Origin of the sequence: Geminisphaera colitermitum TAV2, assembly GCF_000171235.2 — a bacterium.
In the GTDB taxonomy this organism is placed as follows: domain Bacteria; phylum Verrucomicrobiota; class Verrucomicrobiia; order Opitutales; family Opitutaceae; genus Geminisphaera; species Geminisphaera colitermitum.
The window spans coordinates 1-15,007 of record NZ_ABEA03000016.1; the positions used below are offsets into that span (position 1 = coordinate 1).

17 protein-coding genes are annotated in these 15,007 nt (G+C 63.6%); 5 read left to right on the forward strand and 12 right to left on the reverse strand.

The window, feature by feature from the left end:
• Window positions 1-29: 29 nt before the first annotated feature.
• The 12 genes from OBACDRAFT_RS24860 to OBACDRAFT_RS02620 form a co-directional block, all read right to left on the reverse strand.
• Window positions 30-935, reverse strand: coding sequence for a glycosyltransferase family 2 protein (locus tag OBACDRAFT_RS24860; protein ID WP_052360916.1), 906 nt, complete (start codon window positions 933-935; stop codon window positions 30-32).
• A 9-nt stretch (window positions 936-944) separates the two neighbouring features.
• Complete coding sequence (locus OBACDRAFT_RS24865) at window positions 945-1,958, reverse strand: glycosyltransferase family 2 protein (protein WP_052360918.1); 1,014 nt, start codon at window positions 1,956-1,958, stop codon at window positions 945-947.
• A gap of 8 nt (window positions 1,959-1,966) precedes the next feature.
• The gene (locus OBACDRAFT_RS02585) at window positions 1,967-3,007 is read right to left on the reverse strand and encodes a hypothetical protein (protein ID WP_043582552.1); all 1,041 of its coding nucleotides are present in this window, start codon (window positions 3,005-3,007) and stop codon (window positions 1,967-1,969) included.
• 12 nt (window positions 3,008-3,019) lie between these two features.
• Window positions 3,020-3,145 carry a hypothetical protein gene (locus OBACDRAFT_RS30475; RefSeq protein ID WP_269799047.1) on the reverse strand — a complete coding sequence of 42 codons (126 nt, stop codon included), beginning with the start codon at window positions 3,143-3,145 and terminating at the stop codon, window positions 3,020-3,022.
• Window positions 3,146-3,170: 25 nt separating this feature from the next.
• Entirely contained in the window at window positions 3,171-3,992 is an 822-nt protein-coding gene (locus tag OBACDRAFT_RS27405; protein WP_112787754.1) for a glycosyltransferase, read from the reverse strand.
• A 45-nt stretch (window positions 3,993-4,037) separates the two neighbouring features.
• Window positions 4,038-4,163, reverse strand: coding sequence for a hypothetical protein (locus tag OBACDRAFT_RS30480; protein ID WP_269799048.1), 126 nt, complete (start codon window positions 4,161-4,163; stop codon window positions 4,038-4,040).
• A complete protein-coding gene (locus OBACDRAFT_RS02595; protein WP_043582554.1) occupies window positions 4,147-5,100 on the reverse strand; it encodes a glycosyltransferase in 954 nt (317 codons plus the stop codon). The genes OBACDRAFT_RS30480 and OBACDRAFT_RS02595 overlap by 17 nt, the downstream gene beginning before the upstream one ends.
• On the reverse strand, window positions 5,097-6,074 hold the full coding sequence (locus OBACDRAFT_RS02600) for a hypothetical protein (RefSeq protein ID WP_043582555.1): 978 nt from the start codon (window positions 6,072-6,074) through the stop codon (window positions 5,097-5,099). The genes OBACDRAFT_RS02595 and OBACDRAFT_RS02600 overlap by 4 nt, the downstream gene beginning before the upstream one ends.
• A gap of 72 nt (window positions 6,075-6,146) precedes the next feature.
• Window positions 6,147-7,364, reverse strand: coding sequence for a glycosyltransferase family 4 protein (locus OBACDRAFT_RS02605; RefSeq protein WP_052360920.1), 1,218 nt, complete (start codon window positions 7,362-7,364; stop codon window positions 6,147-6,149).
• Between the two features lie 33 nt (window positions 7,365-7,397).
• Window positions 7,398-8,618: an ABC transporter ATP-binding protein gene (locus OBACDRAFT_RS02610; protein ID WP_043582556.1), complete on the reverse strand. Its 1,221-nt coding sequence runs from the start codon at window positions 8,616-8,618 to the stop codon at window positions 7,398-7,400.
• Complete coding sequence (locus tag OBACDRAFT_RS02615; RefSeq protein ID WP_043582557.1) at window positions 8,615-9,454, reverse strand: ABC transporter permease; 840 nt, start codon at window positions 9,452-9,454, stop codon at window positions 8,615-8,617. Before OBACDRAFT_RS02615 ends, OBACDRAFT_RS02610 begins: the two co-directional genes overlap by 4 nt.
• Window positions 9,451-10,563, reverse strand: coding sequence for a glycosyltransferase family 4 protein (locus OBACDRAFT_RS02620; RefSeq protein ID WP_043582558.1), 1,113 nt, complete (start codon window positions 10,561-10,563; stop codon window positions 9,451-9,453). The genes OBACDRAFT_RS02615 and OBACDRAFT_RS02620 overlap by 4 nt, the downstream gene beginning before the upstream one ends.
• 301 nt (window positions 10,564-10,864) lie before the next feature.
• Here OBACDRAFT_RS02620 and OBACDRAFT_RS26145 point away from each other — a divergent pair, with 301 nt between their 5' ends.
• The 5 genes from OBACDRAFT_RS26145 (at window position 10,865) to OBACDRAFT_RS02645 (ending at window position 14,927) form a co-directional block, all read left to right on the forward strand.
• On the forward strand, window positions 10,865-12,211 hold the full coding sequence (locus OBACDRAFT_RS26145) for a lysophospholipid acyltransferase family protein (protein ID WP_081721771.1): 1,347 nt from the start codon (window positions 10,865-10,867) through the stop codon (window positions 12,209-12,211).
• A gap of 374 nt (window positions 12,212-12,585) precedes the next feature.
• The gene (locus tag OBACDRAFT_RS02630) at window positions 12,586-13,269 is read left to right on the forward strand and encodes a MotA/TolQ/ExbB proton channel family protein (protein WP_043582559.1); all 684 of its coding nucleotides are present in this window, start codon (window positions 12,586-12,588) and stop codon (window positions 13,267-13,269) included.
• 5 nt (window positions 13,270-13,274) lie between these two features.
• Window positions 13,275-13,721 (forward strand): ExbD/TolR family protein, encoded by a 447-nt coding sequence (locus tag OBACDRAFT_RS02635; RefSeq protein ID WP_043582560.1) that lies wholly within the window; start codon window positions 13,275-13,277, stop codon window positions 13,719-13,721.
• Between the two features lie 39 nt (window positions 13,722-13,760).
• Window positions 13,761-14,186, forward strand: coding sequence for an ExbD/TolR family protein (locus OBACDRAFT_RS02640; RefSeq protein WP_043582561.1), 426 nt, complete (start codon window positions 13,761-13,763; stop codon window positions 14,184-14,186).
• A 45-nt stretch (window positions 14,187-14,231) separates the two neighbouring features.
• On the forward strand, window positions 14,232-14,927 hold the full coding sequence (locus tag OBACDRAFT_RS02645) for an energy transducer TonB (RefSeq protein ID WP_043582562.1): 696 nt from the start codon (window positions 14,232-14,234) through the stop codon (window positions 14,925-14,927).
• Window positions 14,928-15,007 lie beyond the last annotated feature (80 nt).

A 15,007-nucleotide genomic window follows, 5' to 3' on the forward strand; every position in this document is an offset into this window, starting at 1 on the left:
GGGGGGGGGGGGACATGCAGGACGGGTGATTACCAGCGTGGCAGTTTTTGAAGTTTCCAGCGCATAAGGCGGAATGTCGGGCCGGGACCGAGAATGCGGACCAGCGAACGCGTGAGCAGCGAGCCTCCGGGATACTGGTTGGCACCGAGATGGCGCGCGAGGTCGAGCGCGTCTCGGGCCTCGGCGTCATGGCCGCCGATTACGAGAGCGCAGGCCGGGCCGAGAAGCAGGTTACCCATCAGCGTCCGATGGCGGGCTGACAGGAGAGGCGCCAGTCTCCGGTAGAGTTGCATTTCGTGCAGGCAATGGGAGCGGATGCCTGCTTGTCGTGAAGAGGAATGGGGATGGGTGTTCACGTGGGCGACGACATGTGAGGCGTGGACAAATTCGACACCGGCCTGGGCAAGCTGGATGTTGAGCAATCGATCTTCCGCTTGACGAAGATCGGTGGAAAATGCGGATGGCATCAGCAAGGCGCGGGGAACAAGCATCACATCCAAGGGCACGTGGTAGCGCAGAAAAAAATCCACCCAGTCGGCTGGCGGCGGCGGCGGGCTGTAGTGGACGAGGCGGCGTTCCTCCGAACCGGATTCAGCCACGGAGTAATCACCAAAAACGATGCGATGGGGAGCGGACAGGGCTGCGAGGGCCGCGTGAAGGGTGGGCGACATTTCATCATCGGCGTCGTGGAAATGGATGAAGTCGCCGGCGGCGGCGGCCAGCAGTGTGTTTCGCGCCACCGATGGACCGTGGTTGACGGAGCCTCGCAGCACCCGGGCTCCTCCGGCTTCCGCGACCGTGGCGGTTGGGTCATCACTGGCGTCGTCATAAACCAGTATTTCGGAAAAAGGCAGGGTTTGCCGATGCGCCTGTTCGAGCAGGCGGGGCAGCGTGGTCGCTGATCTGAACGCCGGGATGAGCAATGAGGTTTTCATGCAGGGCTATCAGGCGAAAAGACCCTTGAGTTCGTCCGGTGTCACCGTGCGGATGCGGGCATAGGGCGGGCGTTGCAGGCGGCGGAAGAGACGTCCGGCGAGGACCGGACCGAGCAGCCGGGCGGCGCGGGCGAAGGTGGAGCCACCGAGTCTGGCAAGCGAGACCGGCGGGCAGCGACGCCAGATCGCGAGCAGGCGGTCGGAGGAGGGGAAACCGTGTGGGAGGGCCCGCCAGGCCGCGAAGGCGGCGAGGCCGATTTGCCGTCGTGCTTCGAGGGTGTCCTCGTTGACGGGAAGCCCGGCAAGAAATGCCTCCATCAATCGCACGGAGGCGGCGTATTGGCGTTCCCACTTCCGACTGAGTCTTTCGCCATCGGGTTCGCCTACGATGGACCACGCGCCGGGACGGCAGGCGATGCGGGCCGGACGCAGGGCGAGGTGGTAATAAAACCATGTTTCCGCAATGGAGTCGTAGTTGCGGTCGGGCGGACAAACCGGGCTGGCAATCGCCGCCTGAAGATAGTCGCGTCGGAAAATGGGATTGTGGGGCGCGGGCTGGAGCCGGAGATAAAATTCAGCCGGAGAATGGACGGGGGCGGACGGCGGGTCAAAACGGAGCGGCCCGGAAGCCCGGCCATCGCAGTCAATGGCGCGCCGGGCCATGTCGCCGTGGACGACATCGGCGTCGGCCAGGGCGTCGAGCATGGCCTCGAATTTTCCCGGAGCGATGGCGTCGTCCGCATCGAGGAACATGACCGCCTCGCCGCCGGCCAGCGCAAGACCTTCAAGCCGGGCGCGGAGGAGACCGGAATTTTTTTGCAACCGGTGCAGGTGGATGGGCAGGCCGGAGTACGCGGTCAAGATGCCGGACACATCCTCGACGGAGCCGTCGTCAACGACGATGACTTCCCATGACAGCCGATCCGCCGAGGCCTCCTGCATGGAGCGCAGGCTGTCGAGCGGATGCCTGAGCAACGGGACGCGATTGAAGACGGGCAGGATGACGGAAAGGCGCGGGTTCATGCGTGGAGTCAGGAGGCGGTGGCGGCCATGATCTGCCGCCAGGCGAAGTCGTAATAGAACGCCCGCGAGTCATCCACGTAGTGCATCGCGGCGGTGTCGGCGCGCCGGGCGGTGACGGCGTCGGGATAAACAACGTAGTCCCCGGCCGGGAGCGGGGTGGCGTCGAGGCGGGCCAGCAGGATTGCCGTGAGCGCCTGCTCAAGATAATAACTGAAACCATGCGTGGCGAGCAGGGTGGCGGCGCAGTGTTCGACAAACTCCCAGTCGATGCTGGAGGACGGCAAATGGCAGAGGCCGACATTGACTTTTGGATACACGGGGCGTCCGGCGAGGGTTTCGAGGGCGGTCTGGGGCACGCCGTAGGCGGGGGCAATGTCCACCATGTGGCAGGCCCGGCGCGACTCGATGTTATCGAGCAGGATGCCGGGGCGGCGAAAGAAGAGGATGTCGGCATCGCTTACAAGTTTCCACTCGTCGGGGAAAAGGTGGATGTCGGTGAGCTTGCGGATATGCGGATAGGCGGGACGCAGACGGCGCAGGCAGGGGAAGCGGGTTTCGGGGAGGCGTTCGGCCAGGCGTTGTTCGATTTCCTGATGGAGAAAAAATGTAGCGCGGGGGAGCTTGGAGCGGAGCAGTGCGCAGTCGTCGGGAGAGAGCGTGCCATCGTCGTAAAACTTTGGGGTGACGTGCCGTCCGGAGGCGTGCGCGAGGGAATGGGTTAGCAGGCAGGCCTCGGCAATGTAGCGCGCGCCGATCAAGGCGTGCAGGGCGAGCGGCGGCGCGTTGCCGTTGGAGGGAGGTTCGGGAAATTGCAGACCGGGCAGGGCACGCTGGAGTTGGCTCCGGCCCCGCCAACCGCGAAAAATTTTGACCGGTCCTTTCCGGAGCGCGCCCTTGGGCGCATGATAAAAGAGGTAGAGCAAACGGCCCGGGGTGAGTCTCGGTTTGCGGTACTGCGGCGTGGGCGGCGGTATCGCCGCGATGGCGCGGTCTCGAATGGAAGCGGATGGAGGGGGCGTGATGTTATCTTGAGGAATGGAGGCAGACATGCGGGAGAGGGGTCAGCGGTGTGACTTGAGCCGGCCTTCGAAATGTCCGCAGGCACCCTGCCAGCGGATGCGGGCGACGGGCGAGGACCAGGCGCGGTGGGCAAACCACGCCTTGATTTTTCTCAAGGCCAGTAACAAGGAATAAGGATGCTGACGGACGGAGTCATGGCGAGTCGGATGCAATATGATATCTGCGTTTGAGTCTCTCGTAAATGCACCAAGGGTGATAAGCGGCATCCTTATCTATTTCCGCTGACCGCCAAATTTCATTGTGCAGGTGAAGGGCTAGGGAGCTTCGGCGAAGATAGCCCGCCCGGAAATCCGGGCGCATCGCCTGCCAGTAGAGGAACCGGGCAAGGCGCAGGTAATCCTTCAGGATCGCACGCAGATCAGATTGAACTGTACGAGCGACTTGGCGCCAAGGGTAAGGAGAGAACACCCACCATGGCGCTACATGGCGTTCCAGCGATTGTTCCCGGATGAGTCGCTGCACAAGAAAAGGTCCGATGTCCCCAAAACGGGAAGTTCTGGTGGCGATGATCCGCGCCGCTTCAGTGCAAAGCCATTCGAAGGCGGGGTGAGCGGGATAAGGAGCATATAGCGGGCAATTATTGGCGCATTGACCCCATTTCCCTTCGAAGGAGGAACCAACCAGCAGGTCGTCGGGAGTTGGTATGGATCGGAGGGCGATGCAATCCATGTCGAACCACCAGCCACCTCGTTTGCGCAGGAGTTGATAGCGGAAGAAATCGGCAAATCCCGCGTAGCTGCCTTGGCCGAAGCCCTCCTTGTAGGTGAATATCGCGGTCTCGGGGAGGATGTCCCGGCCATTGAGCAGTCGGACGCCTTCCGGGACACCTTTGACCTGTTCATAGGTATAGAGATGCACATCATGGCCGTGGGCAAGAAAGGAGCGGAGGCATAAGCGCTCAAGAGTGGAAAGCCGGCCTCCGATCCAAAGGAATTGGATACTGGGTGATTTCATCGAAAAGAGGACGTTATCGCAGCCTACCGGCGGTGCCGAAAAATATCAGTGTTTGGAGCGGGCGAGGGCCCGGAGCCAGAGGCAGAACGCGGTTTGATACCAGAAACGATGGCCGGTGAGCAGGTGGGGGCGGTGCCAGAGGTGGTAGAGGAGTTTACCGGGGAGGGACATCAGGACAGGAGTTGGGGAGGATGGCGCGGCCCTCGAAGTGGCCGCAGGCGCCCTGCCAGCGGATGCGGGCGACGGGCGAGGACCAGGCGCGGTGGACAAACCATGCCTTGATTTTTCGCAGGGTCAGGGTCCATCCGGGGATGGGCGGCCATGGATTGGCGTTGTGGAGGGTGAGAACTTGCATCCAGGATTTCTGGATGCCGCGGTTGAGGCGCTGGAGATAGCGGGGCTCCATGCGGAAGGCGGGGATGAGGTGCGTGAGGGCGAGGGCGGGAAAATAGCCGACGCCTCCGCCTGCGTGGAGGGCGGTGAGGATGATGTCGTTGTCTCCGCCGGAGGTGAGCGCGCCCGCCCGCCGGTCAAAGGCGGCGCGGAGGGGGTCTGTCCGCGCCGACTCTGCGTAGATGAGGGCATGGGTCCGGCGCAGGCAGAGGCCGGCGCCGACGGGGGCGAAGGAGGGCAGTGGAGCGCGGGCTCCGCCATCGGCGATCAGCGGGCGCGGGCCGTGGTCGTGCAGGGCGAGCAGACTGTAAAACTCGGCCAGCCAGGGCGGGGGAGGTGATTCAAACTCGGACCGAACCGGGCCGCCGGCGGCAGCGAGGTTCGGGTGTTGTTGGAAAATGGATACGGCATCGGTCAGGAAGCCCTCGGAGAGGACGTTGTCGTCGTCCACAAAAACGAGGAGTTCTCCGCGGGCCTCGACGATGCCGCGGAGACGGGCGGGAGTGAGTCCGGGGCGCGGTTCGGGAACGACGCGCAGGTTGGCGGGGAGAGGAGGCAGGTTGGCGGGGGCGAGCGGAGGCGTGGAACCGTTGTCAATCAGAAGTATTTCGTAATTGGATACATCAAGAGTTTGCGCCGCGAGGCCGGCGAGCGTGCGGGCAAGGCGGCCGGGATGCGGATTGCGGGTGCAGAGGATGACGGTCGCTTCGATCATGGGAGCGTTGGCGTGGCGGCCAGGGCACGGCGCCAGTTGCGACGGAAGTAAAAAGCCTTGGAGCCTGCGACGTAGTGATGGAGGATGGCGGAGCAGGCGGTGGATTCGGGAGGCCGGGGGAGCACGACGTAGTCCTCGGCGGGGAGTTGCTGGTGGGGGATGTGGGCGAGGAGCATGGCGAGGAGCGCCTGTTCCAGATAATAACTGGAACCGTATTGAAGGAGGAGGGAGGCGGTCCAGGTTTCAAACAGTCGCCAGGGCAGGGCGGTGATGTCGAGTCCGGTGATCCCGACATTGATGCGGGGGGGCAGGGGAGCGCCGGCCATGGTTTCAAGGACGTCACGCGGGTAACCATAGGATTCGGTGCTGTCGGTCATGACGAGCGGGCGGGCGGGAGCGGAGAGCCAGTTGAGGACAGTGTCGGGGCGTCGGAAAAAGAGCATGTCGGAGTCGAGCACGAGGTTCCATCCGGGACGCACGCAGTGGATGTCAGTGAGCTTGCGCAGATGTTTGTAAGCGCGGCGGTGTCCGCGAAGGGAGGGAAATTCTCCGGTGGGGAGGTTGGTTTCAAGCACGGTGCGGACTTCGGATGTGCTGAAAATCCGGATACCGGGAAAGCGGCTGGTGAAGGTGGTGGCGTGCTCGCCGAGGGTGCCGTCGTCCACGAGAAAAACGGGCAGGGGGGGGGGGGGGGAGTGGCGGAGTAGGGTGTGGAGGCAGAATACGGTTTGTTCCCAGAAGTTGGCGCCGGTCATAAGGGCGATGGCGGGCTCGGTGCCGGTGGGTTCGCGGACGGGAATGGGAGACAGCGTGAGGGCGGCGCGACGCATGGCATGGCGTCCACGGCGGGTGATCCATTGCTGGATGGGACCGCCTTCACGGATGGACTGGCGAAGGGCGGCAAGGGGACGCCTGATACCGAAATGAAAGAGCTGTTCGGGAGTGGGAAAGGGAGAGTCGGTTTCCAGATTCATTACTGACGGGTCGGTGGATGTGGCAGATCGTTTTCCAGTGGCGGGTGGGTGGGAGCGGGGAGGCGGCGGCTATCAGCGGGAGGCAGCGACTTTTTGGTAAAGGCGCACGCTGTTGGCGGCCATGGTGGCGGCGTTGAAACGGGCGAGAAAATCGAGCCGGGCGGCTTCGCCCATGCGCTGGCGGAGGGCGGCGTCGGAGCCGAGCCGGATCATGCTGTCGGTGAGGCTGGCGATGTCGCCGGGGCGGGCAAGAAGCCCGGTGACGCCGTCGGTAATGACTTCAGGGATACCGCCAGCATTGCAGCCGATGACGGGTTTGGCATGACTCATGGCCTCCGCATAGATGAGACCGAATGATTCGTAGCGCGACGGGGCCACGAAGACCGAGCAGCGACGGTAGAGGGTGGCGAGTTCTTCATCGGAGACGGGGCCGAGGACTTGCACGCGTGAGCGGGCGAGTGCGGGGTGGCGGGCTTGCAAGGCGGTCCATTCGTGGTTGACGCCAGTGAAGCCGGCGAGGGTGAAGATGGCGTTGGGACAGGCGGCTGCCACGGCAGGAAGAGCGGCGAAGAGAACGTCGGTGCCTTTGCGTAATTCGAAGCGACCCAAGTAGAAGAATTCGACGTGGCCGCAGGGATTGACCGGGGCAAAGGCGGGCGGCGGACCGGGGTCGGGAATCCCGTGGGCGACAATGGCGAAGCGGGTTGCCGCGAAGCCTTCTTCGGCGCAGAGAGTGTCGCGGTGTTCGCAGGTGTGGGTGACGAGGGCGTCGCTGCGGTCGGTGGCGTAGCGTTCCAGGGATTGCTGCCAGCCGAGCACGCGGGAGTGAATGGACATGATGGTGTCGATCTGCCGGCTGGTGGTGGAAACGCGGGTCACGACGCGGGGGCGACGACGTCGGCGCAGATAAAAAAGGGCGGGAGCGCCGTAGGCGTGGGCTTCGATGATATCAAGGCTGAGGCGGCTGGCGGCGGCGGCGAGGGCGCGGCTGGCGGCGTGGGCGCTCCAGATGCGGGAGAGCATGACTTGGGCCGGCCAACTGCGGCGGAGCAGTCGCAAAAGCCAGGAGGGGGCGGGGGGGGGGAGGATATCGCAGGTCCAGCGGGGCGAGAGCGCGATGTAAGCAGTGGTGGCGGCGCGGGCCGACTCGACATTCGAGGCCGGATAGACGACGTGAACGGTGTGTCCTTGTTCGACGAGGGCATCGGCGAGGATGCGGTAGTGGCGGCCGATGCCGCTGTTATTGTCCGTGCCGAGGGCGAAATAGGGAGTGAGAAGGCCGATGTTCACGGTGAGAGGGCCGGGTGACGCGGGCGGGCGGCATCAGTCCTGGCGCAGATCGAGCATGACGGAGCCTTTTCCCCACGACTGGACCATGCGGTAGATGTAGCGATGGGGAGGGGGGGCGAGGAAGTCGAAGGCCAGCGCGTGCAGGAGTTCGTCGAAGCACTCGACGCCGGGGATGATGAGGCGGAGGGAAAGTCCATAGCGCCCGATGGCGAGATGCGAGGCGGGAAAGCGGCACGAGATGGTTGTAGTGCCGACTTGGATGCAAAGCGGATCGGTGGCTCCGATCTGGCCGATGGCGACGTTTTGGCCGGTGGCGTCGTGGAGCAGGATTTCCAGCGTTGCGCGCCGGGCGCGGTCGGAATGGACGGCGGCGTGAATCACGATCCACGGTGCGAGGGGATCGGCGGAGTCGATCTCTACGCGGGCCTGCTGGAATTGGCAGCCTTCGCGCGCGGCCTCCGGACGTTGCCATGCGGTGCCCGCAGGCGATTCAAGGTAGGAGGCAACCGAGTCTCCGGTGGGTCCGTCAGCGACGATCCGGCCTTGCTTGAGCACGAGGCAGCGCGAGCAGATGGACTGGATGACGGAGAGGTTATGACTGACAAACAGCACGGTGCGGCCGGCTTCGCGCGCGACGCTGCGCATCTTGCCCAGGCATTTGGACTGGAACTGCGCGTCGCCCACGGCGAGGACTTCGTCCACGATGAGGATGTTGGGTTCGAGATGCGCGGCAACGGCGAAGGCCAGGCGCACATACATGCCGCTGCTGTAACGCTTCACGGGCGTGTCGAGGAAGCGTTCGACCTCGGAGAAGGCGACGATCTCGTCAAACTTGCGGCGTATCTCTTCGCGGCGCATGCCGAGGATCGCGCCATTGAGAAAGATGTTTTCGCGTCCGCTCAGTTCCGGGTGAAAACCGGTGCCGACCTCCAGAAGACTGGCCACGCGGCCGTTGAGTGTGATGCGGCCTGTAGTGGGTTCGGTAATACGGGAAAGAATTTTAAGCAGCGTGGATTTGCCTGCGCCGTTGCGGCCGATGATGCCGACGACCTCGCCCGGCTCGACCTTGAACGCCACGTCGCGCAGCGCCCAGAAATCTTCGTGGTCGGGCGGCGCGCCCCGCCAAGCTGAGGGCAGGAGACGGGAGAAAAGGTTGCGCGCTCCGTGAGCCAGGGTGTCGCGCAGCGTGTCGTGCCTGCGCTGGTGGGTGATGGTGTAGCGCTTGCCCAGTCCTTCCACGATGATGGCACTCATATGATGTCGGCGAAGCCGCGTTCGGTTTTACGAAAGAACCACAGGCCGCCGGCCAGCAGCAGCGCGATGATCGCGATGGCGGTGGCGAGCGCGGGGATGGAGAGGGACTGGGAGCCGCCCAGCAGACACCATCTGAAGCCGTTGATCACTCCCGTCAGGGGGTTGAGCGCGAGCAGGGGTTGCCAGCTTGGGAAGTAGTCGGTGCGGAAGCCCACCGGCGAGACGAAGAGCCCGATTTGCAGGATGAAGGGGAGAATGAAGCGGAAGTCCCGGTATTTGACCGTCAGGGCGGTGAGCCACAGGCCCGCGCCCAGCGCCGTCATGAGGGCCATCACGATGAAGGCGGGCAGCGCCAGCCAGTGCCACGTCGGCCAGTATCCAAACCACAAGGACACGGCGAGAAACAGCGCCAGCACGATCAGGAAATCAATGAGCGCCACGCCGAGCGCGGAGAACGGCACGATGAGGCGGGGGAAATAGATTTTGGAAATGAGGCCGGCATTGGACACGAGGCTGCCGCTGGAGCCGGACAGGGCGGACGCGAACAACTGCCAGGGGAGCAGGCCGGAGAGGACGAGCAGGGGGTAGGGGATGCCGCCATCGGGCATTCCGGCGAGGCGCCCGAAGATCACCGTGAAGATGATCGTGGTGATGACAGGCTGGATCAGGGCCCAGCCGGCGCCGAGCACGGCCTGTTTATAGCGCACTTTGACGTCGCGCCAGGCGAGGAAGCCGAGGAGTTCGCGGTAGTGCCAGAGGTCGCGCCAGTAGTGGAGTTCGGTGCGGCCGGCCTCGATGGTGAGGGTGGCTGGAGGAGGATCGGTGGCAGGCGTCATGGTTGGTTCCAAAGCGTGGCGAACTGCTCGGTGAAGCGTTCGCTCGAAAAGAGTTGGGCGCGGCGGCGCAGGGCATCCGCATCCCAAGGGTGGTCCAGGGCACGGACGCAGGCGGCGGCCAGCGCGGTCACATCACCGTAGGGGACGAGCAGACCGGTTTCGTCTGAAATGACCTCGGGGATGCCACCGGCCCGGGCTCCGACGCAGGGTTTGCCGGCTGACATCGCTTCGAGAAATACGAGGCCGAAACCCTCCTTGTTGCTCGGAAGGGCAAAAATCTGGCAGGAGGCAAGCAGGGCGCGCGCATGGTTGTTGTCCACCGTGCCGGTGAAGGTGATGGCGGAGGCGGTGGGTGAATGGCGGGCGAGGTTTTCCAAACGGGGGCGGTCGTTGCCATCACCGGCGATGACGAGGTGGGCGGAGGGCCGGGCGGCGCGGATGGCGGGCAGGGCGGCGATCAGGTGGTCAATGCCCTTGGCGGCGTCGTGGGCGGCGAGTCTCGAGAGGGCGAGGATGCGGCCGGGCTGGGTTTGCCCGGAGGTGTCGCAGGCAAATTCACGGTCGGGGTCGAGCGCATTGGGCAACACCCGGAGACGATCCGCAAGGACGGGGTGAAGGTTGGCGACCCGCTCCCGTGTGTAGTTGCTCACACAATATGCCCGTCTGACGCGCCGCAGGGCGATTCGCAGTGTGAGCGGCAAAGGCCGCCAGACTTCGACGCCGTGCAGGACCACATCGTAGCGGAAGTCGCGGCGCAGGAGGGTCAGGAGCCAGAGGGCCGGCAACAGGTGTACGTGCGTGGCCAGCGCGGGGCGACACGGGCGGGCCAAACGTCCGGTGGCGAGCACGGCGCGAAAAAAGGCGAGCTTCGAACGCGCGCATCCAATGCCGTCCAGGTTGGGACCGCCGTAGGGGGCGAGTCGTTCGGGCGGGAGTGCGGCGTCGTTGAGGACAACAAGGCGGATGTGACCGGGTTGAGCCTGCCTCAAGGCGCGCAGGTAGAGACGGGAGATGCGAGCGATGCCGCCTTCAGCAGCGAAAAGCTCGGGGCATACGAGGAGCGTTTCGCCCGCCGCCGTCTGCTTGTTTTCGTCGGCTACGCCGCACATGGGCAGAGCGTTGCCGGGTCACGTCCCGCGGTGATACGCGTGGTGGTGACAGATGTGGTAGAGGTGAGTGGTGAGCTCACGGTTATTGGTCTCCTGAGAGTAGAATCGTGGCTAGGGAGTTATCCCTAGTCACTGACACAAGCAAAGTAGCAAGGTCCGATGGCGCAACTTGCAAAGTGATTTTGCCCATGAATTGCGACATGCCCCGGCAGAGCAGCGGAGCTTTTGTCCGAACGTTTGCAAGGGTTGCGTAAACGACGCTTGATCACGACGGAGCGTGTTTCAGCATATCGCGTTTTCCATGGGTATTTCTCAACATAAAGGCAGCTCCAGCGGGGCCGTGCATTCTCGTCCGCGCGGTAATTCGCGGCGCACCGCGCCCAGTCTTTTCAAACGGCTGCGGTGGCGGCTGGAATTTTGGGTGTATGTGGTGTTCGAGGGCATTTTGGTTTTGCTGCCCGCATCCACGGTGGCGGACTGGGGCGCGGCGGCGGGCAGGCTGGGCTGGCGGGTGATGAAGGCGCGGCGCCATATCGTGCGGCGCAATCTGCGCATTGCGTTTGCGGATAGAAAAACACGGGCCGAGATCGACGCGATGGTGCGCGAGGTGTTCCAGCGAACGGGGGCGAATCTGTTGTCGGCTTTGCGGTCTTCGCGCGTAAGCGAGGAGGAACTGAGGCTCACGATCAGGATCGTGAATCCCGATGCACTGGAGGAACTTGGCGCAGACAGGGAGCGCGGGGCGGTGGCCGTGCTGCCGCACATGGGCAACTGGGAGGCGTTGTCGCAGGCGATGTCCGGCCAGATGCCACACGAGCATCCGTTGGGAACAATCTACCAGTTCATAAAGAATCCGTTGCTGGACAGCCGGGTGACGCAGGCGCGCGCCCGGATGGGAATGGAGCTTTTTGAAAAGCATTCGGGGCCGCTCGAAATGGCGGCGTTCATTCGCCGGGGAGGGTGGCTGGCGGTGCTGGCGGACCAGCGAGTGGAGAGCGTGGGCGAGATCGTGCCATTGTTTGGCCGGTTGACGAGTTGCACGCCGTTGCCGGCCATGATGGCACGGCGCACCGGGGCGGTGATTTTTGGCGCGTCGGTGAAGACTGTCGCGCCGGGCAGGTGGGCGGTGAAAATCCACAGGTTGCAGCCGCCCGAGGTGACGACGGTGGCGTGCATGAGGCTGCTGGAGGAAACCATCATGGAGAGTCCGGAGGACGTCTTTTGGTTTCAAGATCGCTGGCGTCCCAATCGTCGTGAACCGGCGCGCATCGCGGGGCGTCCGCCGCGAGACGCAGCATCCGCGGCGTGGACCAAACCGCGCCGGGCGCTGGCGTGGCTGGCGGCAAACGATGTCAATGCGGGGGGGGGGGGGGGGCCGATCCGTCTGCCAGAGTCGCCTTATGGCGATTTGGTTTGGGAATACAGTGTGCCGCGCGGGCAGGATGTGGCATGGCTGCCGAAGAATGCGCGTATCCATTTTTACGATGCCAGTGCTTCGTCCGGCCGCAGGCTGGAAGCGGAACTGACACGAATCGACGACGCCGAGGCGCTGCCGTTGGAGTTTATTTTCACGCTCCAGCGGAACCATGCGCTGGAGGCGGCGGCCAAAGCATTGCGTCTGCCGGTGCAAGTGCGGCGGGTTGAGTGATTTCAACGCGTATTCAGGGCGCGCTGTCGCGCGTCCGGCGGCAGGATCCCAGTGTTCTCCGAGAGAAAAAGGGATGGAATGCAATCAGCCAAAAAAGGGGATGGATGCATCATCCGAGGTTAATTGGCTCTTATACGAAGAATCATTTAGAATTCTTCATTTCGCAGAAATTGAATTAAGATTTGTATCTTAACTAGAATACTAGGAAATGAAGTTTGTTAGGGGCTTAGCCCCTGCGCAAATGCGCTCGACCAGACATCTGGAGGAACCTGATTCAGCCTGATTCAGCCTGATTCAGCAACACACTCATTCTCCGTCTCATTCCGTCCCGTTTCCATCTCCGTTTCTTTCATCACAGCACCATCGCATCATCAATGAACGCCAGTCTTTCCTTCGCCTTCCTCATGGGGCAGCCGCCTCTCGAACTCTTCAAGCACGGCGGGCCGATCATGTGGCCCATTATTGTCGTCTCGTTTCTCGCCATCACCGTGGTCGTCGAACGCGCGCTTTTTCTCCTCCGCGAGAACGCCGCCCGCGACCCCAAGATCGCCGGACGCATCTTCGAGCGCGTGGAAAACCATGACGTCGAAGGCGCCGTCCGCATCGGCGAGAAAAGCCGTGATTTCATCGCCCGCATTCTCGTCTATGCGCTCACCCACAAGGAAAGTTCGCTCGACGACGCCTTCGCGCAGGCATCCAGCCGCGAACTCAGCCGCTACCAGCAAGGTCTCGCCATTTTGGATACATGCATCACCGCCGCGCCGCTCCTCGGCCTGCTCGGCACCGTCACCGGCATGATGAACACCTTTGGCGCGCTCGGCGGCGGAGACATTGCCGCCAGCGCCGGCCAGATCACCGGAGGCGTCGGCGAGGCCCTCATCGCCACCGCCTCCGGCCTCGTCATCGCCATCGTGGTGTTGTTCCCCTTCAACGTTCTCAACACCCGCATTGAGCAAGCCCGGCGCGACATCGCCGACGCCGCCAACGCCCTCGAACTCGTCAGCCAGAAAGCCGGCGTGCCCAACCTCACGCTCACCGAAGCCGGAGCCGGAGTCTAGACACCATGCCCGCCGCCACCCGCGCTACTCGCGCCCTCGCCGAAGAACCAGTCAGGAAACGCGCTCGCATCGAAATCATCCCCTTGATCGACGTGATCTTTTTCCTCCTCGCCACCTTCGTCCTCTTCACCCTTTCGCTCAACCAGTCGGGCGGACTCGCCGTGCTCCTGCCGGCGACCGAGACCAGCCAGCCGCGCGACGCCTCGGGAGCCGTCACCCTCTCGATCACCGCCGAAGGCACCATCGCCTGGGACAAGGACCCCGTCACCCTCAACGAATTCATCGCCCGTCTCCAGGCATGGAAGCAAGTCGAGCCCGACCCGCGCGTCCTCATCAACGGCGACGAGAACGCCCTCTTCTCCCAAGTCCGCTACGTCGTGGACGAAGTCCGCAAGGCCGGCATCAGCAAAATCAACATCGAGACCCGCATCCGCACCGCCGCGGGCGGTTGAGAATCCTTCTTGAGATCACGACTCCTGAAAAATCCACCCATGTCTTTCGCCTCCGCCACTCATTCCAAAAAGGCCCGCATCGAGATCATCCCGCTGATCGACGTGATCTTTTTTCTCCTCGCCACCTTCGTCCTCTTCACCCTTTCGCTTAACAAAATCCAGTCCCTCCCCGTCGATCTCCCGCAAGCCGCGCCGAGCGCCCCGCCGACAAAAAACGATGACGACCTCGTCGTCCTCCAACTCTCCGACGCCGGCACCGCCTACTGGAACAAAGAACTCATCTCCATCAACGAAATCACCCCGCGCCTCTTCGACTACAAAGCCTCGCACGCCGCGCCGCGCATTCTCATCAGCGGTGACGACAAGGCCAGCTACGGCGCCACCATCCGCGCCCTCGACGAAGTCCGCAAAGCCGGCATCACCCACGTCTCCATCGAAACCGCCTGGCGCGCCTCCGGACGCTGACCGTCCCCCCCTCCAACGCACCGCAACACCAACCGTCCACTCACCATGAAACGCGACCTCCTCCTTGGCATCCTCGCCGCCGTGCTCCTCCACGCCGGCCTCGCTTTCAGTGACCGCCTCATCCCGACCCGCGCCACCGCGTCGGCCACCACCACCGACGACGACATCCCCACCATCGCCCTCGTCCCCCTCCCCCAACTCGAACCCGAGCCCCCCTCTCCCGAGGAAATCGCCACCCTTGCCGACAACGCCGACACCCCCGACCTCTCCGACATCGCCCCCCCCATGCAAGCCGACACCCCCGCCGCCATTGCCAGCATCACTGTATTCGTCCAAAAACTACAGCCTCCCCCCCCCAGCCTCGGGAAACCCACTGGAATCATCAGCATACCCAAAGGCAACTTCGGCGCCGCAACCGGCACTGGCAACGGACTGCAAGGCCTCTTCGACCTCGCCGCCCTCGACCAAAAACCCGTTCCCCGCTTCCTTGCCAAACCCAGTTACCCCTTCGAAATGCGCCGCTCCGGCGTCAACGGCGAAGTCCTCGTCTCCTTCATTGTCGATGCCGAAGGCAACGTCCGCGCCCCCTTTGTCGTCCGCTCCACCAACCCCGCCTTCGAACCCGAAGCCCTCCGGGCCGTGGCCCGCTGGAAATTCCGCCCCGGCAAAAAAAGCGGCGTCAACGTCAGCACGCGCAATGTGCAAATCCCCTTTGTCTTCAACCTCGCCGACAACGCATAATGCATGAAACCACTTCCCACCAACGCCACATCCTCCTCCCCCCCCCCCCCGCCGCCATCCTCCTCGCCCTCCTCACCATC